Source organism: Enterococcus sp. DIV0236 (assembly GCF_050558525.1).
Taxonomy (GTDB): Bacteria; Bacillota; Bacilli; order Lactobacillales; family Enterococcaceae; genus Enterococcus; species Enterococcus faecalis.
The window spans coordinates 526,124-547,989 of the sequence record NZ_CP187891.1; the positions used below are offsets into that span (position 1 = coordinate 526,124).

Consider the following 21,866-nt stretch of genomic DNA (forward strand, 5'->3'; position numbering starts at 1 on the left):
AAAGAATAAAAAGACAAGCCAAGTTTCCTAAATAAAGGAAACTTGGCTTGTCTTTTTTCTAGTAATAGTCGTTTATTAAATAACATGTGAAATGTTTTACAAATCCATTTTGGTTTGATAAAATAAACGCAAACATATGAATTTGTTTTCATTTGTTTTGGGAGGAGGAACGAATGATTGAATTGATTTTACTTTTGTCGGTGATTCTTTTAGGTTTATTGATTGGAAATAAAAGAGTTGATAAGTGGCTTTTTCTTAAGGCATTACTTTTGTTTTCTGTTATGCTAAGTGTGAGCATCTTAATTTCGGTAGCTATGTATTTATTATTAACAATGGTCGTTGCAAACGTAATAGGGCAGCGGTTAGAGTCGTTATTTCTTTTAGGGATAGTCGTTATCATCAGTACGAGTCTTTTGTTATATTTTTTATTGAATTTAACGACGAAAAAAATTGTTTTACCCATCGCTTTAATGAAAATAATTGAATATTATATTCAATGGGTATTGATTTATGTTACTATTTATCAAGTGATTTTTGATCAGTTTATTGTTTCTTCAGAAGTAAAAAATACGTTACAAGGAACTATTGATGAGCCAGTCGCAATCATTATTGTTATTTTGCCATCATTTATTTCAATTTGGATTGCCGTTGTTTTATTTAGGCTTCGTATGGAAGAACTTTAATCAGATACTTTTAGAATGGAGGAGTTTGTATGTCTGCTTGGCAAACATTTAAAAATGGAACAAGGCAATTTTTTAAAGACATCTTGCAGTATTTATGGTTATTTTTTACTTTAAATGTCTTATTATTATTGGTGGGTGGGGCTTTTAGTTGGGCTACTTCCAACGCACTAAAAACTCAAGGTATTCCTTATCTTTCGTTTAATAACCTGAATTTATTGTTAGAAAAGCCGCTTGCTCTGGTGTTATTAATTCTCTTGTTGTTACTTTTTTTAGGTGCAGTTTTTTATCAGTTTACCTTTTTATTATTAGGGATTTTTCAAATACGGCAAGACCATCGCTTTCATTTTAAAGGAGTTACCAAGGCATCTTTTAAGGTTCTTAAAAAGCAAGGTGCCCGTTCGTGGTTATTCTTTTTCGGTTATTTTGTTGTCATTGTCCCTTTTGGTAACCTGATTTTCCAAAGTAATCTATTGACGAAATTTGTGATTCCAGATTTTATTGTTGAATTTTTGTCCCAACGAATTCCTTACTTGGTTGGGTTACTGGCCTTTGGGTTATTAGTCTGGTATTTAGCTATTCGTTTCATTTACACGCTTCCATTAATGATTCTGGAGAGAAAAAAAGCGGGCGAGGCAGTTAAGGCTAGTTGGTCAATGACAAACAAACGATTATGGTTCATTATTCGTAATATTGCATTTGTGACGATTGCGGTATTTGTTTCAACGTATGTTATTTATGTGTTACTTTATCTTCTACAGTTGAAGTTAGATACCTTGAGCGATACCATTAGTTTGCTAGGTGGTATTTTAAATTTAACGGTTGTCCAATTTTTACAGTTTGTCTCTAATGCTTGGCTTTCAGTATTACTGATTAATTTCTTATATACACAATTAAATGTTCAAGCAGAAACGACGACAAAAGTTGCCTTTGACAAAGAAACGAAACGTAATAAATTAGTGACTATCGGAATGGGCCTAGGACTATTCACCATTTTTGGCGGCTATATAATTTTCAACGCTGTTTACTTAACAGGGCTATTAGAATCAAAACCTTTGATTATTTCGCATCGAGGGGTCACCAATAGTAATGGCGTACAAAATACTATTCCTGCTATGGAAAGAACCATTAAATTTAAACCAGATTATATTGAAATTGATGTTCAAGAAACCAAAGACCATCAATTTGTTGTGATGCATGATGCAAACCTTCAAGAACTCGCCGGCGTTGATGGCACGCCGCAAGAATTTACGTTGGCTGAATTAACAAAAATGACCGTTAAAGAAAATGGCCAAGAAGCACCAATTGCCAGTTTTGATGATTATTTAGCGAAAGCAAACCAAGCCAAACAAAAATTACTAGTAGAAATTAAAACGTCTAAACAAGATAGTCAAGGTGCGCTATCTAACTTTATTGAAAAATATGAACGTCCTTTGATAAAGAATAACCATCAGGTTCAATCTCTCGACTACAATGTGATCAAAGCGTTTAAAAAAGCCAAATCAAAAGTAAAAGTAAGTTTTATTTTGCCCTATAATTTCACTTTTCCAGAAACACAAGCTGATTTGTATACAATGGAAGCTACCACGTTGAACGATACTTTCATTTTAAAAGCTGACCAACAGAAAAAAGCAGTTTATGCTTGGACAGTTAATGACTCAGAGGTATTAAGTAAAATGCTCTTTATGGACGTTGCTGGAGTGATTACCGATGATTTGGAGTTAGTCAATGAAGAAGTCAATGACTTTGAAAAAAATCCATCGTATGCGGATCGTATTTTGCATTATATTTTTATGCTGCCAAGTGTGGCTTCTCAATAAAAAATGAAGAAGAGGGTTAAACGAAATGAAAAAAGAATTTTCGCGAGTACTTCTTAAAAATCAATCAGATGAAATTCTTATTTTAAAAGATCGGCCAGACACTTGGAATTTCCCTGGCGGAAAACAAGAACTTGGTGAATCAGCGCTGGAATGTGCGATTCGTGAAATGAAAGAAGAATTAGCAGTGGAAATTACTGAACTTGAAGAAATTTTTACTGGACCACTTGTTTTTGATTCAATCGTTTGGCAAGGACATTTTTATTTTGCCAAACAAGCCCAAGGAAAAGTTACGCTGAACGAACCAAATAAAATTAAAGGCGTACAATTTATTAAGCGGTTTGAGGAAGTAAATTTTTCACCAGGATTAGCTCCGCTATTTGATTATTTGGCGCGTAGCGATTATTTAAAGTTAAACAAAACTAACTGGAAATAGAGAGAATAGGAGTGTCTTTTGCTAGGGCTTTGTCAAGCGCATCTTTGATTAGTTTAGAAAGCCCAAGGAAAAGTCGTGGGCATTGTTTATTCCTAATAAATGTGTTATAGTAATTAAGTAATCAATTTTGATAAGTAATTTGAGTTATATATTTAAAAACTATACTTCTCCTTTTGCCACTCAACATTTTTTGCAATAACTTGCATATTTTTATGCACTAGGAGGAAATATATATGAACAACGGTACAGTAAAATGGTTTAACGCAGACAAAGGTTTTGGATTTATTACAGGTGAAGATGGCAATGATGTATTTGCACATTTTTCAGCTATTCAATCAGATGGATTTAAAACTTTAGACGAAGGCCAAGCAGTAACTTTTGATACTGAAGAAGGTCCACGCGGCTTACAAGCAACGAACATCGTAAAAGCTTAATAATGAATGAAAACGGACCACGTGTTGGTCCGTTTTTTTGATAGCTGTTGTCTGATCTCGCCATTAATTACATAGCAAAACAAAGCAGAGGCCATTTAAAGGAGGAGAATCTGAAGATGACCTTAACTGAGCTGTTACTTGTAAGTGGATTATTTTGGCTAGTAATCATAATTGGTGTGATTGCGGGTAGCATATTTCTAATTAAGTATTTTAGAGGTCGGAGCTGAACGGTTCTGTTCTCGCCAATTATCAGGTTTTAAGCCTGGGACAAAAATCCAAAGTGATTTTTGCCCCAGGTTCTTTATTTAATTAGGGTATCAAGTTTTAGGTAAAATAATTAACAAATTAAAAGCAATTTACTATATAATCAGAAAGGGATCTTTAAGAGAGAAGCAGGTGTTTGCTTGTCGTAATACTTTGTTTAGCAGATAGAAAAAGGAAACGTTATGCGTTACAATAGGAACGGAGGAGTTTTAACCTTATTGGATTTGTAGCTGAAGCAGAACAAATGTTGTCGCGTTAAGTGCGATTGAGCTTGCCACAAGCAACATTTGAAAAAAATACGGATAGAAAAATCATTCCTAAACAAGAAAAAAACACTCTTTAGATGAATAAAGAGTGTCCAGAAACGTTGATAAATCAACATATTTAAATAACGCGCCCTGAGGGAATCGAACCCCCGTCTCAAGAACCGGAATCTTACGTGATATCCACTACACTAAGGGCGCGGCACGAATACTAGTTTAGCTGATATTGACAAAAATTACAAGAGGGAGGACGAAAATAATGAAATTTGAGCAACGAATGTCCCAACAACAAAAACAAGTCCAGAAGTTGGCCATGACTCAACAGCTTCAACAATCCATTCAAATTTTACAATTTAATACGGAAGAACTGGCTGCCTTTGTTGAAGCGAAAGCACTAGAGAATCCATTAATTGATTTACAAGTAGACACGCAGTACACCACAGATTTTCCGATAACTAGTCGTTCTTACACCAACCAAGACGAAGAAAATAATTATATGAATCAAATTCCAGACTATCATTTATCATTATTTGAGTCTTTAATTGATCAAATTCATTTGAATTACCGCGATACATACTTGCGAACATTGGTATTGTTTTTAGTAGAATATATAGACGTGAATGGTTATTTAACGATTTCGTTAGAAGAAGCGGCAGAGAAAACCGAAGCAAGCGCCATTCAAATGCTAGATGCATTAACTTTGTTACAACAGCTAGATCCAGCAGGTGTGGGGGCACGCAATTTACAAGAATGTTTGATGCTACAAACAGAACGAGACGATACCGCGCCTAATTTAGCGTATATTTTATTGGAGGAAGAGTTTGATGCCTTAGTGAGTCGTAAATGGGGCCCGTTAGCTAAAAAATTCGGAATTGAATTAGCAGAAATTCAATTGATCTTTGATTATATACAAACGTTATCGCCAGCGCCAGGGAATATTTTTGATGCGACCGAGGAATTGTATATTCGACCAGATTTAACTGTCCGAATCAAGGAAGATCGAATAGTGGTGATTTCCAACAAAGCCGGTCGACCGACATTAAATTTTCAAGAAAATTATTTCAAACGAATGCAAGAGACTGACGACAAAGAAGTCCAAGAATATATTAAGGATAAGAAAAACGAATTTGAATGGTTAGAGCGCGCAGTGAATCAGCGGGGGGATACAATTTTACGTGTAGGGCAAGAAATTGTGCGTCGTCAAGAAGCCTTCTTTTTAGAAGCAGATCGGCCATTAAAACCAATGACTTTAAAAGAAATTGCGGATGCTTTGTCTATTCATGAATCGACAGTTAGTCGCGCGGTTAATGGAAAATATCTAGAAACCACGTTTGGCGTCTTTGAATTGCGCTCATTCTTCTCCACAAGTATTCTTTCATCAGAAGAAGATGGCGAGGATGTCTCAACAACGATGGTTAAAAAGCAACTACAAAAATTAATTGATCAAGAAGTAAAAAGTAAACCGTTATCTGATCAAAAATTAGTCGAGCGATTAAAAGATTCAGGCATGGAAATATCCCGGCGAACGGTAGCAAAATATCGTGAAGCCCTAGGGATTCCATCTTCATCTAAACGAAAACGATATGAGTAAACAACCAAAGCTTATGAGTGATTTTCATAAGCTTTGGTTGTTTTTTTGTGATTTAAAAAATGCTGGTTTTTTGAATTGTAAAAAAAGCCTAAAGGAGGCAAAGTTTGCTTGCCATTTCCTAGGAAAAAACGTATATTAAAGTTACTTGCTTCTTTAAATAAAGGAAAAGAATAATTTTATAGAAAAGTTGGAAAGCACAAATGAATCAGACAGCAAATAGCAAGAAAAAACGCTATATTACAGGTTTTGATGGCATTCGGACGATCGCTGTAATTGGCGTGATTTTGTATCACCTTTTTCCCCAAGTCATGCGAGGTGGCTACTTAGGTGTTCCGATTTTCTTTGTTGTTTCAGGTTATCTTATTAACGACTTGTTGCGGCAAGAATGGGCAGAAAATCAGACCATTGATTTAAAAGGATTTTATGTGCGAAGGATGAAACGGCTGTATCCAGCATTAATCGTGATGCTTTTAAGTGCAGTTAGTTATATTACACTCTTTCAGCAGGATTTATTAAACAATATTCGCAGCGTTGTCGCTAGTAGTGTTTTTTATTACAACAACTGGTGGCAAATTCTTAAAGGGTTTTCTTATTTTGATGGATTTGCGACACAATCGCCATTTGTACATATTTGGTCATTGGCAGTTGAAGCGCAAAATTATTTAATTTGGCCATTACTTTTTATTCTTCTGGAACGCTTTGTTCGTAAGCGCGGTCGAATTTTCAGTTTAGTTTTAATCGGCGCCTTAATTTCGGTGACGCTGATGGCCGTTTTATATGTTCCTGGCGCAGATCCTACACGTGTCTATTATGGAACAGACACACGTGTTTTTTCTATTTTACTAGGTAGTGCATTGGCGTATGTTTGGCCAAGCACACGTTTGAAAGAAGAAATTCCAGAAGCCTCTAAAAAAATCTTAAATGGCGCTGGTTTAAGTGCCTTAGTTCTTTTAGTGTTAGCCTTTTTAACATTATCAGATCATACAAATTTTGTTTATTATGGCGGCATGTTTTTAATTAGTTTGGCAGCCACTGTCTTAGTGGCCGTCACTGCACATCCAGGGGCAGATATGAATCGTTGGTTAACGAATCCAGTCTTTACGTGGATAGGTAAACGGAGTTATGGCATTTACTTGTATCAATTCCCAATCATGATTTTTTATGAGGCCAAAATTAAGACCTTATCGGACCATGTTTTTCTACATTCATTGGTTGAAATAGCATTAATTTTAGTCGTGAGCGAATTGTCTTATCGTTTTATCGAACATCCACTGACACGATTGTCTTATAAGGATGTCTGGACTCAATTCACTGAGTTCTTACGGAAACCGTGGGACCTTCGTGAAAAAGGGACAATGGCCTTTATGACAGTGATTAGCGTGATTGCAGTATTCGGTTTAATTGTGGCTCCAGCAAACGCTAAAAGTGCGCAACAAGAGCAACTAGAAAAAAATATTGCGAAAAATCAGCAAAAAATTGAAGAACGTAAAAAAGAAGTCCAAGAAAGTGGCACGAAAAATAGTAGCACGTCCACAGAAAGTAGTACAAAACCGAGTGAAAGCCAAGACGTTCTACCCACACAACTCACACCAGAGCAAGTAAAAAAAGCGCAGAATTTAGAAATCACAACTATTGGTGATTCTGTTATTCTAGATGGTGCTAGCGGGTTACAAGATATTTTCCCTAAAATGATTATCGATGGGGAAGTGGGCCGTCAATTGTATAGTAGCATTTCACTAATTGGTGAACTAGACAAAAAGAAAATGCTCAAAGATACTGTTTTAGTGAGTTTAGGTACGAATGGTCCTTTTACAGAGGCACAATTTGATGAATTTATGAAAGCGTTAGGTAATCGAAAAGTTTATTGGATTAATGTTCGCGTTCCAACTAGAAGATGGCAAAATCAAGTAAATAGTTTACTTAGTCAAATGGACAAAAAATACGATAACTTAACGGTCATTGACTGGTTTAATTATAGTAACGCCCATGATGATTGGTTTTATGATGACCGAGTTCATCCAAATGTGGCAGGTGGCGAGCAATATACACACTTTATCGCGGAGAAAATTTTACAGTAGCAAGAAACTTCCAGCTCAGATGAAAGGGGCTGGAAGTTTTTTGTTGCAGATAAAGAAATCGTTTACAAAATATGGTGTTTACGTTACGATAAATAAATAATCATCGTTTTTATAGGAGGTAGATAATGAGAGAAAATCGGAGTGAAAACAGCGAAATTTATGCTGAAGATATTAGTTTTTTCTACAAAAAAAATTATTTTGTTTTGGAAGATATTAATTGGAAAATCGAAAAAGGACAATGTTGGGGGATTCTCGGGCACAACGGTGCGGGAAAAACGACACTAAGTTATTTAGTTTTAGGCTTGCTGAAGCCGAGCAAAGGTGTAGTACATAATTATATAAAAAAAGTAGAATATCTTCCGGAAATGGGTGGTTTCTATGAACGACTGACAGTCAGAGAAAATATACTTTTTAAATTGGAGCTGTCGGGGGAAAAACAAAAGTCAAAAAAATTGACACAAGTGTTAAAAGAATTTGGATTAATAGACTATGAGTTTAAACGTGTAGATAAATTGTCACAGGGATTAAAAAAAAGAGTTGCTTTAGCAATGCTTTTTTTAAGAGAGAGTGAAGCTTATTATTTTGACGAACCTACGAATGCTTTAGATCCAGAAATGAAAAAGAAGTTACGACAATTAATTATTCATTTAAAAGAAGCAGGAAAAATCATTTTCATTAATAGTCATGATTTAGCTTTCGTTGAAGAAATATGTACTAATTTTTTAATATTAAATAATGGAAAAGTCTGCTTCAATGAGCCAAATATAGGAGTCAATTTAGAAGAAATCTATTTGGAAAAAGTAGGTGAACGCCATGAATAAAGAATTTTTTTATGAAATCCAAGTAGTGATTAAACGTGAGTTTCTGGAATTAAAAAGTCATCTTTGGAAATATTTCGGTTTAATGCTTTATTTGATTTTTTTTACAGTTTTCATTAGTAAAAGCGGCGGTTCAGAAGGAATTGTTTTGCCAAATGAAGCTAACTTATTTTCCAGCTTTACTTTGGCCGGTAGTTTTGCTGCTATGTTTATCATGAGTACAATGCTTCAAGAAAAAAAGCAAATGACCTTACCTCTATTACTTCTGTCTTCTGTCAGTATAACTAGGGTAGTTGTTGGGAAAATAGTGGTTGCTGTAATGATTAGTGTACCTTTTCAAGTGTTTCAACTACTTATTAGTCTTGTTATTTTAAATAACCAAAAGAGTCCATATCTTTATCTATTGGCACTACAGAACATAGTTACTTTACCTTTTATTACTTACCTGTTAGGAAGTTTAGTTCTATTGCTTTCAGTAATTATCAAAGATAAAAAGGTGGCAGAGTATCTTTCTGTTTTTTGTTCGCTGACTTTAGGTGGCATTCTCGCAAGTGCCTATATTTTATTCAATGTACAGTTTTCTTTAGTAAAGATTTTACTTTATTTTCTGTTTTTAATAAGTTGTAGTATTTTGCTGACTATGGCAACAAGTAAGATAGTTAAAAATTCGCTATTCTTTATTGAATAGTGTGATAGAAATTTATAATAGGTTAATGATTTTCTTGAAAACCTAAGCTTTTTTTTTAGATATCTGGTATACTGTTTTTGTTACAAGTTCCCGAAAGGATTTAGCAAGTAATTGTCGTTACTTACTAAAGATGCCTTGTAACCGAAACTATTTAGGGGGAATAACATTATGACAGAAAGACATTTATTTACATCAGAATCCGTTTCAGAAGGACATCCAGATAAGGTAGCTGACCAAGTCAGTGATGCAATTTTAGATGCGATTTTGGAGAAAGATCCGATGGCCCGCGTGGCATGTGAAACATCCGTAACAACTGGTTTAGTCCTAGTATTTGGAGAAATTTCTACAACAGCTTATGTAGATATCCAAAAAATTGTTCGTCAAACTGTGAAAGATATTGGTTATACACGAGCAAAATATGGATTTGATGGAGAGACTGTCGCAGTTCTTGTAGCAATCGATGAGCAATCACCTGATATCGCTCAAGGGGTTGACGCAGCCTTAGAAGTGCGTGATCAAGATGAAAAAGACGATATTGGCGCTGGTGACCAAGGCTTAATGTTTGGTTTTGCCGTTGACGAAACACCGGAATTAATGCCATTACCGATCGCGTTAAGTCATCGTTTGGTTCGCCGTTTAGCAGAATTGCGGAAGGAAAAAGTCTTACCTTACTTACGTCCTGATGCAAAATCTCAAGTAACAGTGGAATATGATGATCAAGGTCAACCACAACGTGTGGATACGATTGTCATCAGTACACAACATGATGATGAAACAACCTTAGAACAAATCGAAAAAGATATTAAAGAACAAGTAATCAATGAGGTGATTCCTCATGAACTTTTAGATGATGAAACAAAATACTTTATCAACCCAACTGGTCGCTTTGTAATCGGTGGCCCTCAAGGAGATGCCGGCTTAACTGGTCGTAAAATTATCGTTGATACTTATGGCGGTTATGCTCGTCATGGCGGCGGTGCTTTTTCTGGAAAAGATGCAACCAAAGTTGACCGCTCTGCTAGTTATGCTGCGCGTTATATCGCGAAAAACATTGTTGCTGCTGGTTTGGCGAAAAAAGTAGAAGTCCAATTAGCTTATGCAATTGGTGTGGCGCAACCAGTGTCTATTTCTATTAATACGTTTGGTACGAGTGATCTTCCAGAAAGTAAATTAATCGAAGCAGTTCGTAAAAACTTTGATTTACGTCCAGCAGGTATTATTGAAATGCTAGATTTACGTCGCCCAATTTATAAACAAACTGCGGCTTATGGTCATTTTGGTCGAACAGATATTGATTTACCGTGGGAACAAACAGATAAAGTTGAAGCGTTAAAAGCTAGTTTAGCTGAATAATTAAATAAAAAAAACAAGAAGTCAGCCAATACTTGGCTGACTTCTTGTTTTTTTTTTGTAATAATTTTTTTATGAAAAAGCATTTTTTTAAGACATTTTGTTCTTTTTTGTATAGAATAGCTATGGAGCAATTTAGAAAATTGACAATTGAATAGAAAAGGATGTGAACAAATGGCAAAAGAAACAAATGTTAAGTTAGTCACGGTGAGTGTTTTTGTGGCAACATTTATGACAGCCATTGAAGGGACCATTGTGTCTACTGCGATGCCAACGATTGTCGGCTCGTTACATGGCATGGAAATTATGAACTGGGTATTTTCAATTTATTTATTAACGAATGCGATGTTAACACCGATTTATGGGAAACTTGCGGATAAAATTGGTCGCAAACCTGTCTTCATGATTGGCATTATCATTTTTATTTTGGGCTCCTCGTTGTGTGGCTTTGCTCAAGATATGTTGACTTTAATTATTGCCCGCGCAATTCAAGGTGTGGGGGCAGGCGCAATTTTACCAGTTGCGTTAACGATTATTGCCGATATGTATACATTGGACAAGCGAGCGAAAATTTTAGGTTTAAACAGTGCCGCCTGGGGAATTGCTAGTATTTTTGGTCCGTTAGCAGGTGGTTTTATTGTAGATACAGTCGGTTGGCATTGGATTTTCTTCATTAATGTTCCTATTGGACTTGTTTTATTGGGCTTGATTAGTATTTTCTTAGTTGAACCAAAGCGGGAACGGACCAAGATGCCAATGGATATTTTGGGCAGCGTTACTTTGATGGCCGTGCTGCTAACGTTATTGCTAGGTTTTCAAATGATTAGCGATAATGGTTTTACATTAGTAACATTTGGTTGTTTAAGTTTGAGTGTGCTCTTTTTTGTAGCGTTTGTGATGATAGAAAAACGCGCGCAAGACCCAGTGATTGATTTGCATTTATTTAATCAACCAACGTTTGTTTTAGTAAATCTTATTGCAGCGCTTATTAGCGGTTTCTTAATGGGGATTGATGTCTACATTCCGATGTGGATGCAAGGTGTCTTAGGAAAAAGTGCAGGAATTGGTGGCTTAGTTTTAGCGCCTATGTCGTTACTTTGGATGGCTGGATCATTTATAGCAAGTAGCTTCATGGAAAAATATGCTATGAAAAAAGTCTTAACGATTGGGTTATCGATTCTATTAGTCGGGGCCATCTTTTTAGTGGTAATGCCAATGGCCGTTCCGTTTTGGCTTTTCTTTGTAGTGTCTTCTGTCTTAGGAGTTGGTTTTGGGATTACTATCACAACGACTACGGTGACAGCACAAAGTACAGTGGAGCCTGAAAAAATGGGGGTTGCAACATCGTTTAATACGTTGGTGCGTACAATTGGGCAGACTGTGATGGTGTCAATTTTTGGTGTGATTTTAAATGCAGGAATGTTTGCGAAATTGGAAGCGAGCGCGTTAAACGTCGATGCAGATGTCATGAATCAATTAGTGAATCCACATACTGCAAATTTAATTCCAGCTGCGTTGTTAAAACCATTACGCGGTATCCTCTATGCAGGTCTGCATAATGTTTACTTAGTCGGTGCGGGCTTAGTTGTTGTCGCTCTTTTGTTAAATATTTTCGCAAAAGCGCAACGAGCGAAGGTTTAGTGGTACACTAATAGAAAGAGTATTGGAGGGAAAAGTAGATGGCCTTTTTACAAGCAAATATTTATTCAAATGTATTGGAAATGGAAGTGAATGTGAACGTAATTTTACCACAAGAAACGGTAAAAAAAGTGGGCACAAGTACCCAAGCAGCATTGACAGATATTCCCGTGTTGTATTTATTACATGGGATGGGAGGGAATCACAGTGTCTGGGCTCGCAGAACCTCTATTGAGCGGTATGTCGCTGATTTGGGGATTGCTGTCATTATGCCGTCCACGGATTTAGCTTGGTATACGGACACGCAATACGATATGAACTATTGGACGTTTATCTCAGAAGAATTACCGAAAATTTGTCATCAACTCTTTCCGCAGTTAAGTACAAAGCGAGAAAAAACCTTTGCCGCTGGTTTGTCAATGGGTGGTTATGGCGCCTTGAAATTAGGATTAGCGAAACCAGAATCTTTTGCAGCCGTTGCTTCTTTGTCTGGGGCAGTTAGTTTATCATCCACTAGTTTTGGGGAATTATTAAAAGTCCGTAAGCGAAGCTATTGGGAAGGTATTTTTGGCCCGTTAGATCAAATTGAAGGTTCCATTCACGATCCGCTGTATTTATTACAACAATTAGTAGAAAGCCAAACAGAAATGCCCCAATTTTACCTTTGTTGTGGGGAGCAAGATATGTTACTTTCTGCTAATCAACAGATGGCTCAAGCGTTGGAACAGGCACAGGCAAGTTACACTTTTGAAACTGGACCAGGAGAACATGACTGGGTGTTCTGGGATGAATGGATTCAAAAAGCCTTGGCTTGGCTACCGATACCAAAATAGAGAAAGTAGTTTTCGCTATTTATTTTAAAAGTTAACCCTTGGTCCGTCAGTCATTTCGACTGACGGACCAAGGGCTTTTTTTATTTAGATGAAGAGGTGTTATCTGCTTGCAACCCATCTAAGTAGGTTTTAACAGCTTGAATAAAGGCGGATTTTTGGTGAATGGAGCGCCGAAATTGAATGCTTTCCTCCATGTATGTTAACCCATTGTCGGAGACATATTGTTTCATGTGCAGCACTTGTTCTTTTAAATAGTCATCTCCGTTCAACACTTGCAAAACGAGCTGTTTTTCCTCCGTTGCGTCCATAATCATCCCAAATAAAAGATGTTGTAAAGACGTTACTGCTAAATGAGTCATTTCTGGTGAAAAACCTGCTTCTCTTAAAATGCCCATCATTTGATTTAAATGGCGTAATCGTTGGGGATAGGCAGGGACGGTTTGGATTTCGATAGCTACGGCACAGGGAAATTGTTGATAGAGATCATAATAGTTTTCCATGAAGGCTAGTAAGTCAGAATACCATTCACCACATAATGCAGGTTCTTGAAAGTGCTCTTCAATCGCTTCAGCCATACTTTGAAGTAAGGCTTGCTTATTTTTAAAATACCAATAAATTGCGGGCGCCTGTACACCAAGCTGTTTGGCGACTTTACGCATAGAAAGTTGTTCTAAAGTGGGACTTTTTTCTAACAAAGAAAATGCGGCTGCAATAATCGTGTCTTTTGATAATTTCGGTTCCATGATTTTAGCTCCTATTAAACGTTATCTTCGTAAGTTTATCAAAAAGAAGGTACACTTTATGATAGGAAAAACTTGTGAAAAATTAACTTGTTCGCTTGTATTTTACCACTAAAAATGGTAAATTATGAATCGGCCTTATTTTACAGTGTTAAATTGGTGAAGTCAATGAGCAAATTGATTTTTTTGTAATGGGGAAGAATTCGCAGACCAACACTGAAGAAGCAGGGAACTATTTTAAGAAAGTAGGGATAAGATGGACCTTATTATTCAACACGCCAAAAAATACAAAGGCTCGGTAGTTATTGCCTTGTTGGCGGTGATCGTAATGGTTGTCTCAGCACTTTGGCAACCAAAATTGTTACAACAAGTGTTGGAAGCAATTATGAATGACGATAGCGACAAAATGAAAAACTTAGGGATTCAATTAATTGCCATTGCAGGATTAGGACTCGTTGCAGGGGTTATTAATACAATTTTTTCTGCCAAAGTTGCCCAAGGTGTCAGTGCTGACATTCGTGAAGCAACTTTCCGCAAAATCCAAACCTTTTCATTTGGCAATATCGAAAAATTTTCAGCAGGTAACTTAGTTGTTCGTTTAACAAATGACGTTACTCAAATTCAAAATGTCATTATGATTGCGTTGCAGACACTTTTTAGAATTCCTTTTTTATTTATCGGGAGTTTTATTTTAGCGATGCTAACCTTGCCACAACTATGGTGGGTGATTGTTGCACTTGTCATCGCAGTTATTTTGATTTCTATGCTGTCCTTTTCGCAAATGGGCAAGCATTTCATGATTATTCAAAACTTGATTGATAAGATTAATGGTATTGCAAAAGAAAATTTGTTAGGCATTCGTGTCGTCAAATCATTTGTTCAAGAAAAAAATCAATTGTCACGTTTTACAAAAGTGAGTGAAGAATTAACCACCCATAACTTAATCGTAGGTAGCTTATTTGCTGTGATGATTCCAGCGTTTATGTTGGTGGCGAACTTAGCCGTTGTAGGCTCGATTTTCTTTGTGAGTAACTTAGTCAAGGATGATCCAACTTTAATTGGTGGTGTCGCTTCCTTTATGAACTATTTAATGCAAATCATGATGGCGATTATTATCGGCGGAATGATGATGATGATGACTTCTCGTGCCGCTGTTTCCATTAAGCGGATTAAAGAAGTGATGGAAACAGAACCAGATGTTATCTACAAAAAAGTCCCAGAACAAGAGTTAATTGGTAGTGTTGAGTTTGATCACGTATCTTTCCGTTATCCTGGGGATGAAGAAGATACCTTGAAAGACATCTCTTTCTCTATTCAGCCAGGTGAAATGATTGGGATTGTGGGCGCAACTGGCGCTGGTAAATCTACGTTGGCACAATTAATTCCACGTTTATTTGATCCGACAGAAGGAAAGATTGAAGTTGGTGGTGTCGATTTACGAGAAGTGAACGAACACAGTTTACGAAAAACAGTTTCCTTTGTGTTGCAAAAAGCAATCCTGTTCTCTGGAACGATTGCGCAAAATCTACGCCATGGTAAACGTGACGCTTCTGAAGCGGACATGGAACGGGCTTCAGGCATCGCCCAAGCCAAGGAATTTATTGAAAAATTAGCAGAAGGTTATGATGCACCCGTCGAAGAACGGAGTAATAACTTTTCTGGTGGACAAAAACAACGGTTATCAATTACTAGAGGTGTGATTGGTGAGCCTAAAATTTTGATTTTAGATGATAGTACCAGCGCGTTGGATGCTCGTTCGGAGCGGTTAGTCCGAGAAGCGTTGGATAAAGAGTTAAAAGAGACTACCACGATCGTTATTGCCCAAAAAATTTCTTCTGTTGTCCATGCAGATCGTATTTTAGTATTGGATAATGGACGTTTAGTCGGGGAAGGCACGCATGAAGAATTAGCAGCTACGAACCCCGTGTATCAAGAAATTTACGAAACTCAAAAAGGAAAGGAGGAAGCTTAATGACTGATTTAATAAAAGCTAGTAAATTTTTCTATCATTATTTAAAACGTTACAAAGTTTCTTTCCTCTTTATTTTCTTAGCAATTTTCGCAGCGACTTATTTACAAGTCAAAGCGCCGCAATTCGTTGGGGAAGCTATTCAGGAATTAGCGAAATATGCGGTTAATGTGATGCAAGGAAAAGACGATAAAAGTGCGTTCGTTTCTGTCATTTGGAAACTACTCATTTTTTATGTCTTAACTAGTGCCGCTAGTTTCATTTATAGTATTCTCTTTACACAAGTCGTGGGGAAATCAACAAACCGCATGCGGATTGGTTTGTTTAACAAATTAGAAAAATTGACGATTCGTTTCTTTGATTCTCATCAAGATGGTGAAATTTTAAGTCGTTTTACTAGTGATTTAGACAACATCCAAAACAGTTTAAACCAAGCGTTGCTACAAGTATTAACCAATATTGCCTTATTGGTTGGTGTCTTAATCATGATGTTCCGTCAAAATGTGGAACTGGCATGGGCCACAATTGCTTCTACGCCGATTGCGATTTTAATTGCGGTCTTTGTGATTAGCAAGGCGCGCAAATATGTCGATTTACAACAAGATGAAGTGGGTAAATTAAATGGCTATATGGATGAAAAAATTAGTGGGCAACGTGTGATTATCACTAATGGCTTACAAGAAGAAACCATTGACGGCTTTTTAGAGCAAAATGAAAAAGTTCGTGCAGCTACGTATAAAGGTCAAGTGTATTCAGGATTACTTTTCCCAATGATGCAAGGAATGTCATTAGTCAATACGGCAATTGTTATTTTCTTTGGTGGTTGGTTAGCAATCAATGGTTCTGTTGATCGTGCCGCTGCGCTAGGTTTGGTCGTTATGTTTGTCCAATATTCCCAACAATATTATCAACCATTGATGCAAATTTCTTCAGGTTATAGCATGATTCAATTAGCTGTTACAGGCGCTCGTCGTTTAAATGAGATGTTTGATGAACCAGATGAAATTCGTCCCGAAAATGGCGAAAAATTAGAAGAGATTAACAAAGCTGTGGCTTTAAATCATGTTGTTTTTGGCTATAATCCAGAAACGCCTGTGTTGAAAGATGTTTCTATTCATGTGGACAAAGGTGAAATGGTCGCTTTAGTCGGACCGACAGGCTCAGGAAAAACAACGATTATGAATTTAATGAATCGCTTTTATGATGTGAATGAAGGCGCCGTAACGTTTGATGGTGTGGACATTCGTGAAATGGATTTAGATAGCTTGCGTTCACATGTAGGCATTGTTTTGCAAGAGTCCGTTCTATTTTCAGGAACAATTCGTGAGAATATTGCTTTTGGTAAGCCAGAGGCCACGGATGAAGAAATTGTTCAAGCAGCGAAACAAGCGAATATCCATGAATTTATTGTAAATCTTGAGCAAGGCTACGATACTGAGATTACGGAAGAGAATAACCTTTTCAGTACGGGACAAAAGCAATTAGTAAGTATTGCACGAACGATTATTACCAATCCAGAATTATTAATTTTGGATGAAGCAACAAGTAATGTTGATACAGTAACAGAAGCCAAAATCCAAAAAGCGATGGACGAAGCAATTAAAGGGCGCACCAGTTTTGTGATTGCCCATCGTTTGAAAACGATTCTAAATGCGGATCGGATTATTGTTTTACGAGACGGTGAAGTCATTGAAGAAGGCAACCACCATGAACTAGTTGAACAAGATGGATTCTATGCGGAACTTTATAAAAATCAATTTGTTTTTGAATAAGTTGAAAAAGAAGCAAAATGAGTCATTCTCATTTGCTTCTTTTTTTGCTATGCTAAATAGAAAAAGGAGAAATGTCAATGGAAAAAATGAGGAATGTACGGCAATTACGGCGCACGTTTTTGGTGCTAAATACTTTATTTGTACTGAGTGTATTCAGAGAGAATCGATGGACAAAATCGGCACTACTTTTTTGGTTGTTGGCTAATAGTTTTTTATATGGACTGCAGTGGTTGATTTATCTTGGGGGCGAAAAAGGCTGGCTGATACATTTGCAGCGGTGGTATTATTGCGCGATTCTTCTCCAAATAGTAGGCACATTGATTGTATATTTTTCGTTTTTTGTATAAAGGTCTCTCGTTTCTTGCCGGAGAATATGCTAAAATAAAAAGCAGCAGGGGGCGAGAAAACCATGGAAAAGCCAAATAAACGCAAAGCTGATTTAGAACGTACACGGCAAATTATTTTGTCTGTCGCTTCTGAATTATTCATGACAAAGGGGTTCAAAAATACCTCCACTCGTGAAATTGCTTTAAAAGCGAACATTACCCAACCGAATCTCTATCACCATTTTAAAAATAAAAAAGAACTGTATTTAGCTGTGATTGAAGAATTAACGTCCCGTGTTCAGGAAGAATTAGTCCCAATTGTTTCTGGAAATGCATCAGTAGAAGAAAAACTTTATCAATTAATCAAAGTTTTGTTAGATGAACATCCGACCAATCTTTTCTTAATGTTGAACGATATGTTTCAAGAAATGGGCCCTGATTACAATCGTACGCTGTATCAAATTTTCAAAAAAACCTATATCAATAATATTGCGGCTATTTTTGAAAGTGAACCTGAAACCAATTGCTTACAAGAGGGCATCAGTGTAGATGATGCAACTCGGTTTATTTTATATAACGTTAGTGCATTATTAAGTATTGAAAAAACGTACCAGCGAAAAACAGTGGATGACGATGTCAAAAAATTCATTCAATTTATGCTACATGGCGTTCTGAAAAGTCACAAATAAAAAATAGAGAAGCCCTGTTGGAAAACAGACTTCTCTATTTTTTTGTAAAATTCACTTATCAATTGATAAATAATTATTGATTTATCGATTGATAAGTGATATAGTTTATTTCGAAAAGAAGAAAGAGGTGAACCATTCATGTTTTTAGGATTTAATGAAATGAAGTATTCAAAAGGACGGTACGTCCTTGTAGTCTTAGTAATGGTCTTGATTGCTTGGTTAATTTTTATTTTGTCAGGTTTAGCGAACGGTTTAGCTCAAGGAAATCGTTTAGCCGTAGATCAATGGCAAGCGAATCAAGTGGTTTTATCAAAAGAGGCCAATAGTAATTTAAATGTATCAGTGTTAGATGAAAACGTGAAAGAGACGATTTCAGGAGGCAAAATTGCACCGATTGGTCAACAGTCGTTAGCCATCCGCCCAGCAGATGATAAAAAGGCTGAATTAACGAATGTTAGCTTATTTGGGATTGAAAAAGAAAGTTTTTTAATGCCAAAAGTGATTGAAGGAAACGCATTTACTGATAAAAATCAAGTGATTGCTTCAGAAACATTGAAAAATCAAGGATTTAAAATTGGCGACAAATTAACTGCAGGGAAATATGATGAGCAATTAGAAATTGTCGGCTTTATTTCTAAAAGTAGCTATAACATTGTGCCAGTTATTTACACTTCTCTGGATACTTGGCGGTCAATTAAATATGGTGACAATCCAGCAATGGCCAAAATGGTTAATGGTTTCATTGTTCGCAGCAAGGACAACGCGGAAGTTAAAACGACTAATAAAGACAGCCAAGTTCTTTCAATTTCAGATTTTATTGAAAAACTGCCAGGATACAGCGCTCAAAACTTGACCTTGGATGGCATGATTTATTTCTTGATTGTGATTGCAGCGTTCATTATCGGTATTTTTATCTTTGTGATGACTTTACAGAAAACAGCAATGTTCGGTGTCTTAAAAGTTCAAGGGGTGCCGACTAGTTTCTTAGCAAAGGCAGTCATGCTACAAACCGCTTTATTGGCTGTTCTAGGAGTGGCGATTGGTCTTGCTTTAACGGGAATTACCGTGCTCTTTTTACCAGAAGCGATGCCTTATGCAACTAATGGACCACGCATGATTTTGTTTAGTGTACTATTGATTTTATCTGCATTAATTGGCGGGGCATTTTCAATTCGAACGATTGCTAAAATTGATCCGTTAATCGCGATTGGAGGTTAGAGACATGGCAAATGTTTTAGAAATGAAAAATATTTATAAAAAATACGGTGAAAAACATACAGAAGTGATCGCGTTAAAAGAATTATCTTTTGCGGTTCAACCAGGTGAATTTGTCGCAGTAATTGGTCCTTCTGGTTCTGGTAAAAGTACCTTTTTAACGATTGCAGCTGGTTTACAGGCACCGACAAGTGGCGAAGTCATTGTTGGCGGGCAATCACTAAATAAGTTAACGAAAAAGCAACGTTTGGCGCAACGTTTTCAAAAAATCGGCTTTATTTTACAAAGCTCTAATTTGGTGCCATTTTTAACAGTGGAAGATCAATTTCACTTAATTGAAAAAGTTGATAAGTCACGTAAAAATAGTGAATTAAAAGAGCAATTGTTAGAGACGTTGGGTTTAAAAGAATTACGAAATAGTTATCCTCGTGATCTCTCTGGTGGGGAAAGACAACGGGTAGCCATTGCGTGTGCATTGTATCATGAGCCAGACGTAATTTTGGCAGATGAACCAACGGCTAGTTTAGATACAGAAAAGGCGTTTGATGTTGTCCAATTACTAGCGAAAGAGGCTAAAGAGAAAGATAAAGGGATTATCATGGTGACACATGATGAGCGTTTGTTGAAATACTGTGATCGAGTGGTTCGTATTCGTGATGGTGAATTGACAGAGTAACAAAACAAATAAAAGAGAACATGATCGGATTGCTGGAAACAATCCGACCATGTTCTCTTATTTCTTTTCAATACAGAAAAGAACAGGTGGCTGATTTTTTTGATTGATAAACTCATAACGTAAGACACTGTAAACATCTTGTGGTAAGGCTTGCGTGTAATTAGTGACCAAATCAAGTTCCTCTGAACCACCTTCGTGGCCATAATAAACGACTAAAATAATGCGACTTCCTTTTACCAAATGAGGCAGTAACCCATCTAACGCCTGTTTAGTCGTAGCGGGTTTTGTAATAATTTCCTTATTACTTTTAGGTAAATAGCCTAAGTTAAAAATAGCGGCAGTGATTTCTGTTTCTTCATCTAGGACAGCATGAAGATGTTCATGTCCTAATGGAAATAACGTAGTTTGTGGGAGTAAATTAAGTTCTGTTAACTTTTGTTCTGTATTGATCAACGCTTCTTTTTGGATATCAAAGGCGAAAACTTCACCAGAAGGGCCAACCAGCTCTGCTAAGAATGCTGTATCATGACCATTTCCCATTGTTGCATCAATGACGAAGTCGCCAGGTTCCACTACTTCTTTTAAAAGTTGGTGACTAAAATGTAGGGCTGTTTGTAGCATTAATTGAAAACTTCCTTTCCTGAAATGACAGTATATTTTCCTTGATAACTGTTGCGGCGTTTCATTTCCGTATCAATCGCATTGAGAACTTCCCATTTTTTCAAGCTCCACATCGGTCCGATAATTGTTTCAAAGGGAGCATCGCCTGTCAAGCGATGAATAATAATTTCGGGTGGAATCATTTCTAACTGATCACAAATCACTGAAACATAGGCTTCTTTGCTCATCAATTGTAAGCGTCCTTCATTATAATCCCGCATCATTTTGGTATTTGTCATTAAATGAAGTAAGTGCAGTTTAATCCCTTGGATATCTGAATCCTGAATAGTTCGCCGCACATTTTCGCGCATCATAGCGGGGGTTTCACCAGGTAGCCCGTTAATTAAATGTGTACAGACCCGAATCCCGTGTTTCCGTAATTTAGCCACACCATCTAGATATGTTTGATAATCATGGGCGCGATTAATGGCAGCGCTAGTTTCCTCAAACGTGGTTTGCAAACCCAACTCTACCCATAAATAAAAGCGTTCATTTAATTCAGCTAAATAGTTCACTACCTCATCAGGCAAACAATCAGGACGGGTACCAATGGATAAACCAACGACGCCTTTTTCATTGACTACTTGTTCAAACCGATGACGAATAACGTCAACTGGCGCATGTGTATTGGTGAAATTTTGGAAGTAAACAATGTATTGATCGACAGTTGGCCATTTTTGATGCATCAATTGGATTTCTTTTTGAAATTGAAGCGGCAGGGGATCGCTAGGTGCAACAATCATGTCGCCTGAGCCAGAAACACTACAGAACGTACAACCACCTTTGGCAACCGTCCCATCACGATTGGGGCAATCAAAGCCACCATCAATTGGCACTTTAAAAATCTTTTCACCAAACTGTTGACGAAGTGCATAGTTCCAAGTGTGATAGCGTTTATTTGGATCATCTGAATAAGGAAAAATTTGCAT

General features: G+C 36.8%; 19 protein-coding genes, 1 tRNA gene and 1 riboswitch. Of the genes, 16 read left to right on the forward strand and 4 right to left on the reverse strand.

Annotated features, from left to right (window positions below):
• The first annotated feature begins 173 nt into the window (after positions 1-173).
• The 4 genes from IGK27_RS02580 to IGK27_RS02595 all read left to right on the forward strand — a co-directional run bounded on the left by IGK27_RS02580 (position 174) and on the right by IGK27_RS02595 (position 3,367).
• On the forward strand, positions 174-683 hold the full coding sequence (locus IGK27_RS02580) for an SA1002 family membrane protein (RefSeq protein ID WP_002363210.1): 510 nt from the start codon (positions 174-176) through the stop codon (positions 681-683).
• A 29-nt stretch (positions 684-712) separates the two neighbouring features.
• Entirely contained in the window at positions 713-2,500 is a 1,788-nt protein-coding gene (locus IGK27_RS02585) for a glycerophosphoryl diester phosphodiesterase membrane domain-containing protein (protein WP_002363211.1), read from the forward strand.
• A gap of 25 nt (positions 2,501-2,525) precedes the next feature.
• On the forward strand, positions 2,526-2,933 hold the full coding sequence (locus IGK27_RS02590) for an NUDIX hydrolase (protein ID WP_002361287.1): 408 nt from the start codon (positions 2,526-2,528) through the stop codon (positions 2,931-2,933).
• A gap of 233 nt (positions 2,934-3,166) precedes the next feature.
• Positions 3,167-3,367 carry a cold-shock protein gene (locus IGK27_RS02595; protein WP_002355647.1) on the forward strand — a complete coding sequence of 67 codons (201 nt, stop codon included), beginning with the start codon at positions 3,167-3,169 and terminating at the stop codon, positions 3,365-3,367.
• Positions 3,368-4,023: 656 nt separating this feature from the next.
• On the opposite strand, the gene IGK27_RS02600 is transcribed toward IGK27_RS02595, so the two are convergent.
• A tRNA-Arg gene (locus IGK27_RS02600) sits at positions 4,024-4,095 on the reverse strand.
• Positions 4,096-4,153: 58 nt separating this feature from the next.
• Between IGK27_RS02600 and rpoN the strand changes: the two genes are divergently transcribed.
• From rpoN to IGK27_RS02635, 7 genes are all read left to right on the forward strand, one after another.
• On the forward strand, positions 4,154-5,485 hold the full coding sequence (gene rpoN / locus IGK27_RS02605; protein WP_002361288.1) for an RNA polymerase factor sigma-54: 1,332 nt from the start codon (positions 4,154-4,156) through the stop codon (positions 5,483-5,485).
• 200 nt (positions 5,486-5,685) lie between these two features.
• Entirely contained in the window at positions 5,686-7,563 is a 1,878-nt protein-coding gene (locus tag IGK27_RS02610; protein ID WP_033626531.1) for an acyltransferase family protein, read from the forward strand.
• Positions 7,564-7,688: 125 nt separating this feature from the next.
• Positions 7,689-8,384: an ABC transporter ATP-binding protein gene (locus IGK27_RS02615; protein ID WP_002407720.1), complete on the forward strand. Its 696-nt coding sequence runs from the start codon at positions 7,689-7,691 to the stop codon at positions 8,382-8,384.
• On the forward strand, positions 8,377-9,069 hold the full coding sequence (locus IGK27_RS02620; RefSeq protein WP_033626532.1) for a hypothetical protein: 693 nt from the start codon (positions 8,377-8,379) through the stop codon (positions 9,067-9,069). The genes IGK27_RS02615 and IGK27_RS02620 overlap by 8 nt, the downstream gene beginning before the upstream one ends.
• Positions 9,070-9,144: 75 nt before the next feature.
• Positions 9,145-9,240, forward strand: a riboswitch (SMK box riboswitch).
• Entirely contained in the window at positions 9,238-10,422 is a 1,185-nt protein-coding gene (metK, locus tag IGK27_RS02625) for a methionine adenosyltransferase (RefSeq protein ID WP_002355656.1), read from the forward strand. Its footprint overlaps the riboswitch before it by 3 nt.
• Before the next feature lie 171 nt (positions 10,423-10,593).
• Positions 10,594-12,060 (forward strand): MDR family MFS transporter, encoded by a 1,467-nt coding sequence (locus IGK27_RS02630; RefSeq protein WP_002355658.1) that lies wholly within the window; start codon positions 10,594-10,596, stop codon positions 12,058-12,060.
• 38 nt (positions 12,061-12,098) lie between these two features.
• A complete protein-coding gene (locus IGK27_RS02635) occupies positions 12,099-12,890 on the forward strand; it encodes an alpha/beta hydrolase (protein ID WP_002355660.1) in 792 nt (263 codons plus the stop codon).
• Between the two features lie 80 nt (positions 12,891-12,970).
• On the opposite strand, the gene IGK27_RS02640 is transcribed toward IGK27_RS02635, so the two are convergent.
• Positions 12,971-13,633: a TetR/AcrR family transcriptional regulator gene (locus IGK27_RS02640; RefSeq protein WP_016626815.1), complete on the reverse strand. Its 663-nt coding sequence runs from the start codon at positions 13,631-13,633 to the stop codon at positions 12,971-12,973.
• 253 nt (positions 13,634-13,886) lie between these two features.
• On the opposite strand from IGK27_RS02640, the gene erfC reads away from it, so the two are divergent.
• The 5 genes from erfC to IGK27_RS02665 all read left to right on the forward strand — a co-directional run bounded on the left by erfC (position 13,887) and on the right by IGK27_RS02665 (position 20,277).
• Positions 13,887-15,602 (forward strand): multidrug ABC transporter ATP-binding protein/permease ErfC, encoded by a 1,716-nt coding sequence (gene erfC / locus IGK27_RS02645; RefSeq protein ID WP_002364772.1) that lies wholly within the window; start codon positions 13,887-13,889, stop codon positions 15,600-15,602.
• Positions 15,602-17,371, forward strand: coding sequence for a multidrug ABC transporter ATP-binding protein/permease ErfD (gene erfD / locus IGK27_RS02650; RefSeq protein WP_002358756.1), 1,770 nt, complete (start codon positions 15,602-15,604; stop codon positions 17,369-17,371). Before erfC ends, erfD begins: the two co-directional genes overlap by 1 nt.
• A 409-nt stretch (positions 17,372-17,780) precedes the next feature.
• On the forward strand, positions 17,781-18,386 hold the full coding sequence (locus IGK27_RS02655) for a TetR/AcrR family transcriptional regulator (protein ID WP_002355664.1): 606 nt from the start codon (positions 17,781-17,783) through the stop codon (positions 18,384-18,386).
• Positions 18,387-18,524: 138 nt separating this feature from the next.
• Positions 18,525-19,604: an ABC transporter permease gene (locus tag IGK27_RS02660; protein ID WP_002355665.1), complete on the forward strand. Its 1,080-nt coding sequence runs from the start codon at positions 18,525-18,527 to the stop codon at positions 19,602-19,604.
• Between the two features lie 4 nt (positions 19,605-19,608).
• On the forward strand, positions 19,609-20,277 hold the full coding sequence (locus tag IGK27_RS02665) for an ABC transporter ATP-binding protein (protein WP_002363221.1): 669 nt from the start codon (positions 19,609-19,611) through the stop codon (positions 20,275-20,277).
• A 57-nt stretch (positions 20,278-20,334) separates the two neighbouring features.
• On the opposite strand, the gene IGK27_RS02670 is transcribed toward IGK27_RS02665, so the two are convergent.
• Positions 20,335-20,898 carry a class I SAM-dependent methyltransferase gene (locus IGK27_RS02670; RefSeq protein WP_002355667.1) on the reverse strand — a complete coding sequence of 188 codons (564 nt, stop codon included), beginning with the start codon at positions 20,896-20,898 and terminating at the stop codon, positions 20,335-20,337.
• Positions 20,898-21,866 carry a TIGR01212 family radical SAM protein gene (locus IGK27_RS02675; RefSeq protein ID WP_002381264.1) on the reverse strand — a complete coding sequence of 323 codons (969 nt, stop codon included), beginning with the start codon at positions 21,864-21,866 and terminating at the stop codon, positions 20,898-20,900. Before IGK27_RS02675 ends, IGK27_RS02670 begins: the two co-directional genes overlap by 1 nt.

Excerpts from the sequence above, each read along its gene's own strand:
- IGK27_RS02580 (WP_002363210.1), top strand. The coding sequence starts at position 174 with ATGATTGAATTGATTTTACTTTTGTCGGTGATTCTTTTAGGTTTATTG.
- IGK27_RS02585 (WP_002363211.1), top strand. The coding sequence starts at position 713 with ATGTCTGCTTGGCAAACATTTAAAAATGGAACAAGGCAATTTTTTAAA.
- IGK27_RS02590 (WP_002361287.1), top strand. The coding sequence starts at position 2,526 with ATGAAAAAAGAATTTTCGCGAGTACTTCTTAAAAATCAATCAGATGAA.
- IGK27_RS02595 (WP_002355647.1), top strand. The coding sequence starts at position 3,167 with ATGAACAACGGTACAGTAAAATGGTTTAACGCAGACAAAGGTTTTGGA.
- rpoN (WP_002361288.1), top strand. The coding sequence starts at position 4,154 with ATGAAATTTGAGCAACGAATGTCCCAACAACAAAAACAAGTCCAGAAG.
- IGK27_RS02610 (WP_033626531.1), top strand. The coding sequence starts at position 5,686 with ATGAATCAGACAGCAAATAGCAAGAAAAAACGCTATATTACAGGTTTT.
- IGK27_RS02615 (WP_002407720.1), top strand. The coding sequence starts at position 7,689 with ATGAGAGAAAATCGGAGTGAAAACAGCGAAATTTATGCTGAAGATATT.
- IGK27_RS02620 (WP_033626532.1), top strand. The coding sequence starts at position 8,377 with ATGAATAAAGAATTTTTTTATGAAATCCAAGTAGTGATTAAACGTGAG.
- metK (WP_002355656.1), top strand. The coding sequence starts at position 9,238 with ATGACAGAAAGACATTTATTTACATCAGAATCCGTTTCAGAAGGACAT.
- IGK27_RS02630 (WP_002355658.1), top strand. The coding sequence starts at position 10,594 with ATGGCAAAAGAAACAAATGTTAAGTTAGTCACGGTGAGTGTTTTTGTG.
- IGK27_RS02635 (WP_002355660.1), top strand. The coding sequence starts at position 12,099 with ATGGCCTTTTTACAAGCAAATATTTATTCAAATGTATTGGAAATGGAA.
- IGK27_RS02640 (WP_016626815.1), bottom strand. The coding sequence starts at position 13,633 with ATGGAACCGAAATTATCAAAAGACACGATTATTGCAGCCGCATTTTCT.
- erfC (WP_002364772.1), top strand. The coding sequence starts at position 13,887 with ATGGACCTTATTATTCAACACGCCAAAAAATACAAAGGCTCGGTAGTT.
- erfD (WP_002358756.1), top strand. The coding sequence starts at position 15,602 with ATGACTGATTTAATAAAAGCTAGTAAATTTTTCTATCATTATTTAAAA.
- IGK27_RS02655 (WP_002355664.1), top strand. The coding sequence starts at position 17,781 with ATGGAAAAGCCAAATAAACGCAAAGCTGATTTAGAACGTACACGGCAA.
- IGK27_RS02660 (WP_002355665.1), top strand. The coding sequence starts at position 18,525 with ATGTTTTTAGGATTTAATGAAATGAAGTATTCAAAAGGACGGTACGTC.
- IGK27_RS02665 (WP_002363221.1), top strand. The coding sequence starts at position 19,609 with ATGGCAAATGTTTTAGAAATGAAAAATATTTATAAAAAATACGGTGAA.
- IGK27_RS02670 (WP_002355667.1), bottom strand. The coding sequence starts at position 20,898 with ATGCTACAAACAGCCCTACATTTTAGTCACCAACTTTTAAAAGAAGTA.
- IGK27_RS02675 (WP_002381264.1), bottom strand. The coding sequence starts at position 21,866 with ATGCAAATTTTTCCTTATTCAGATGATCCAAATAAACGCTATCACACT.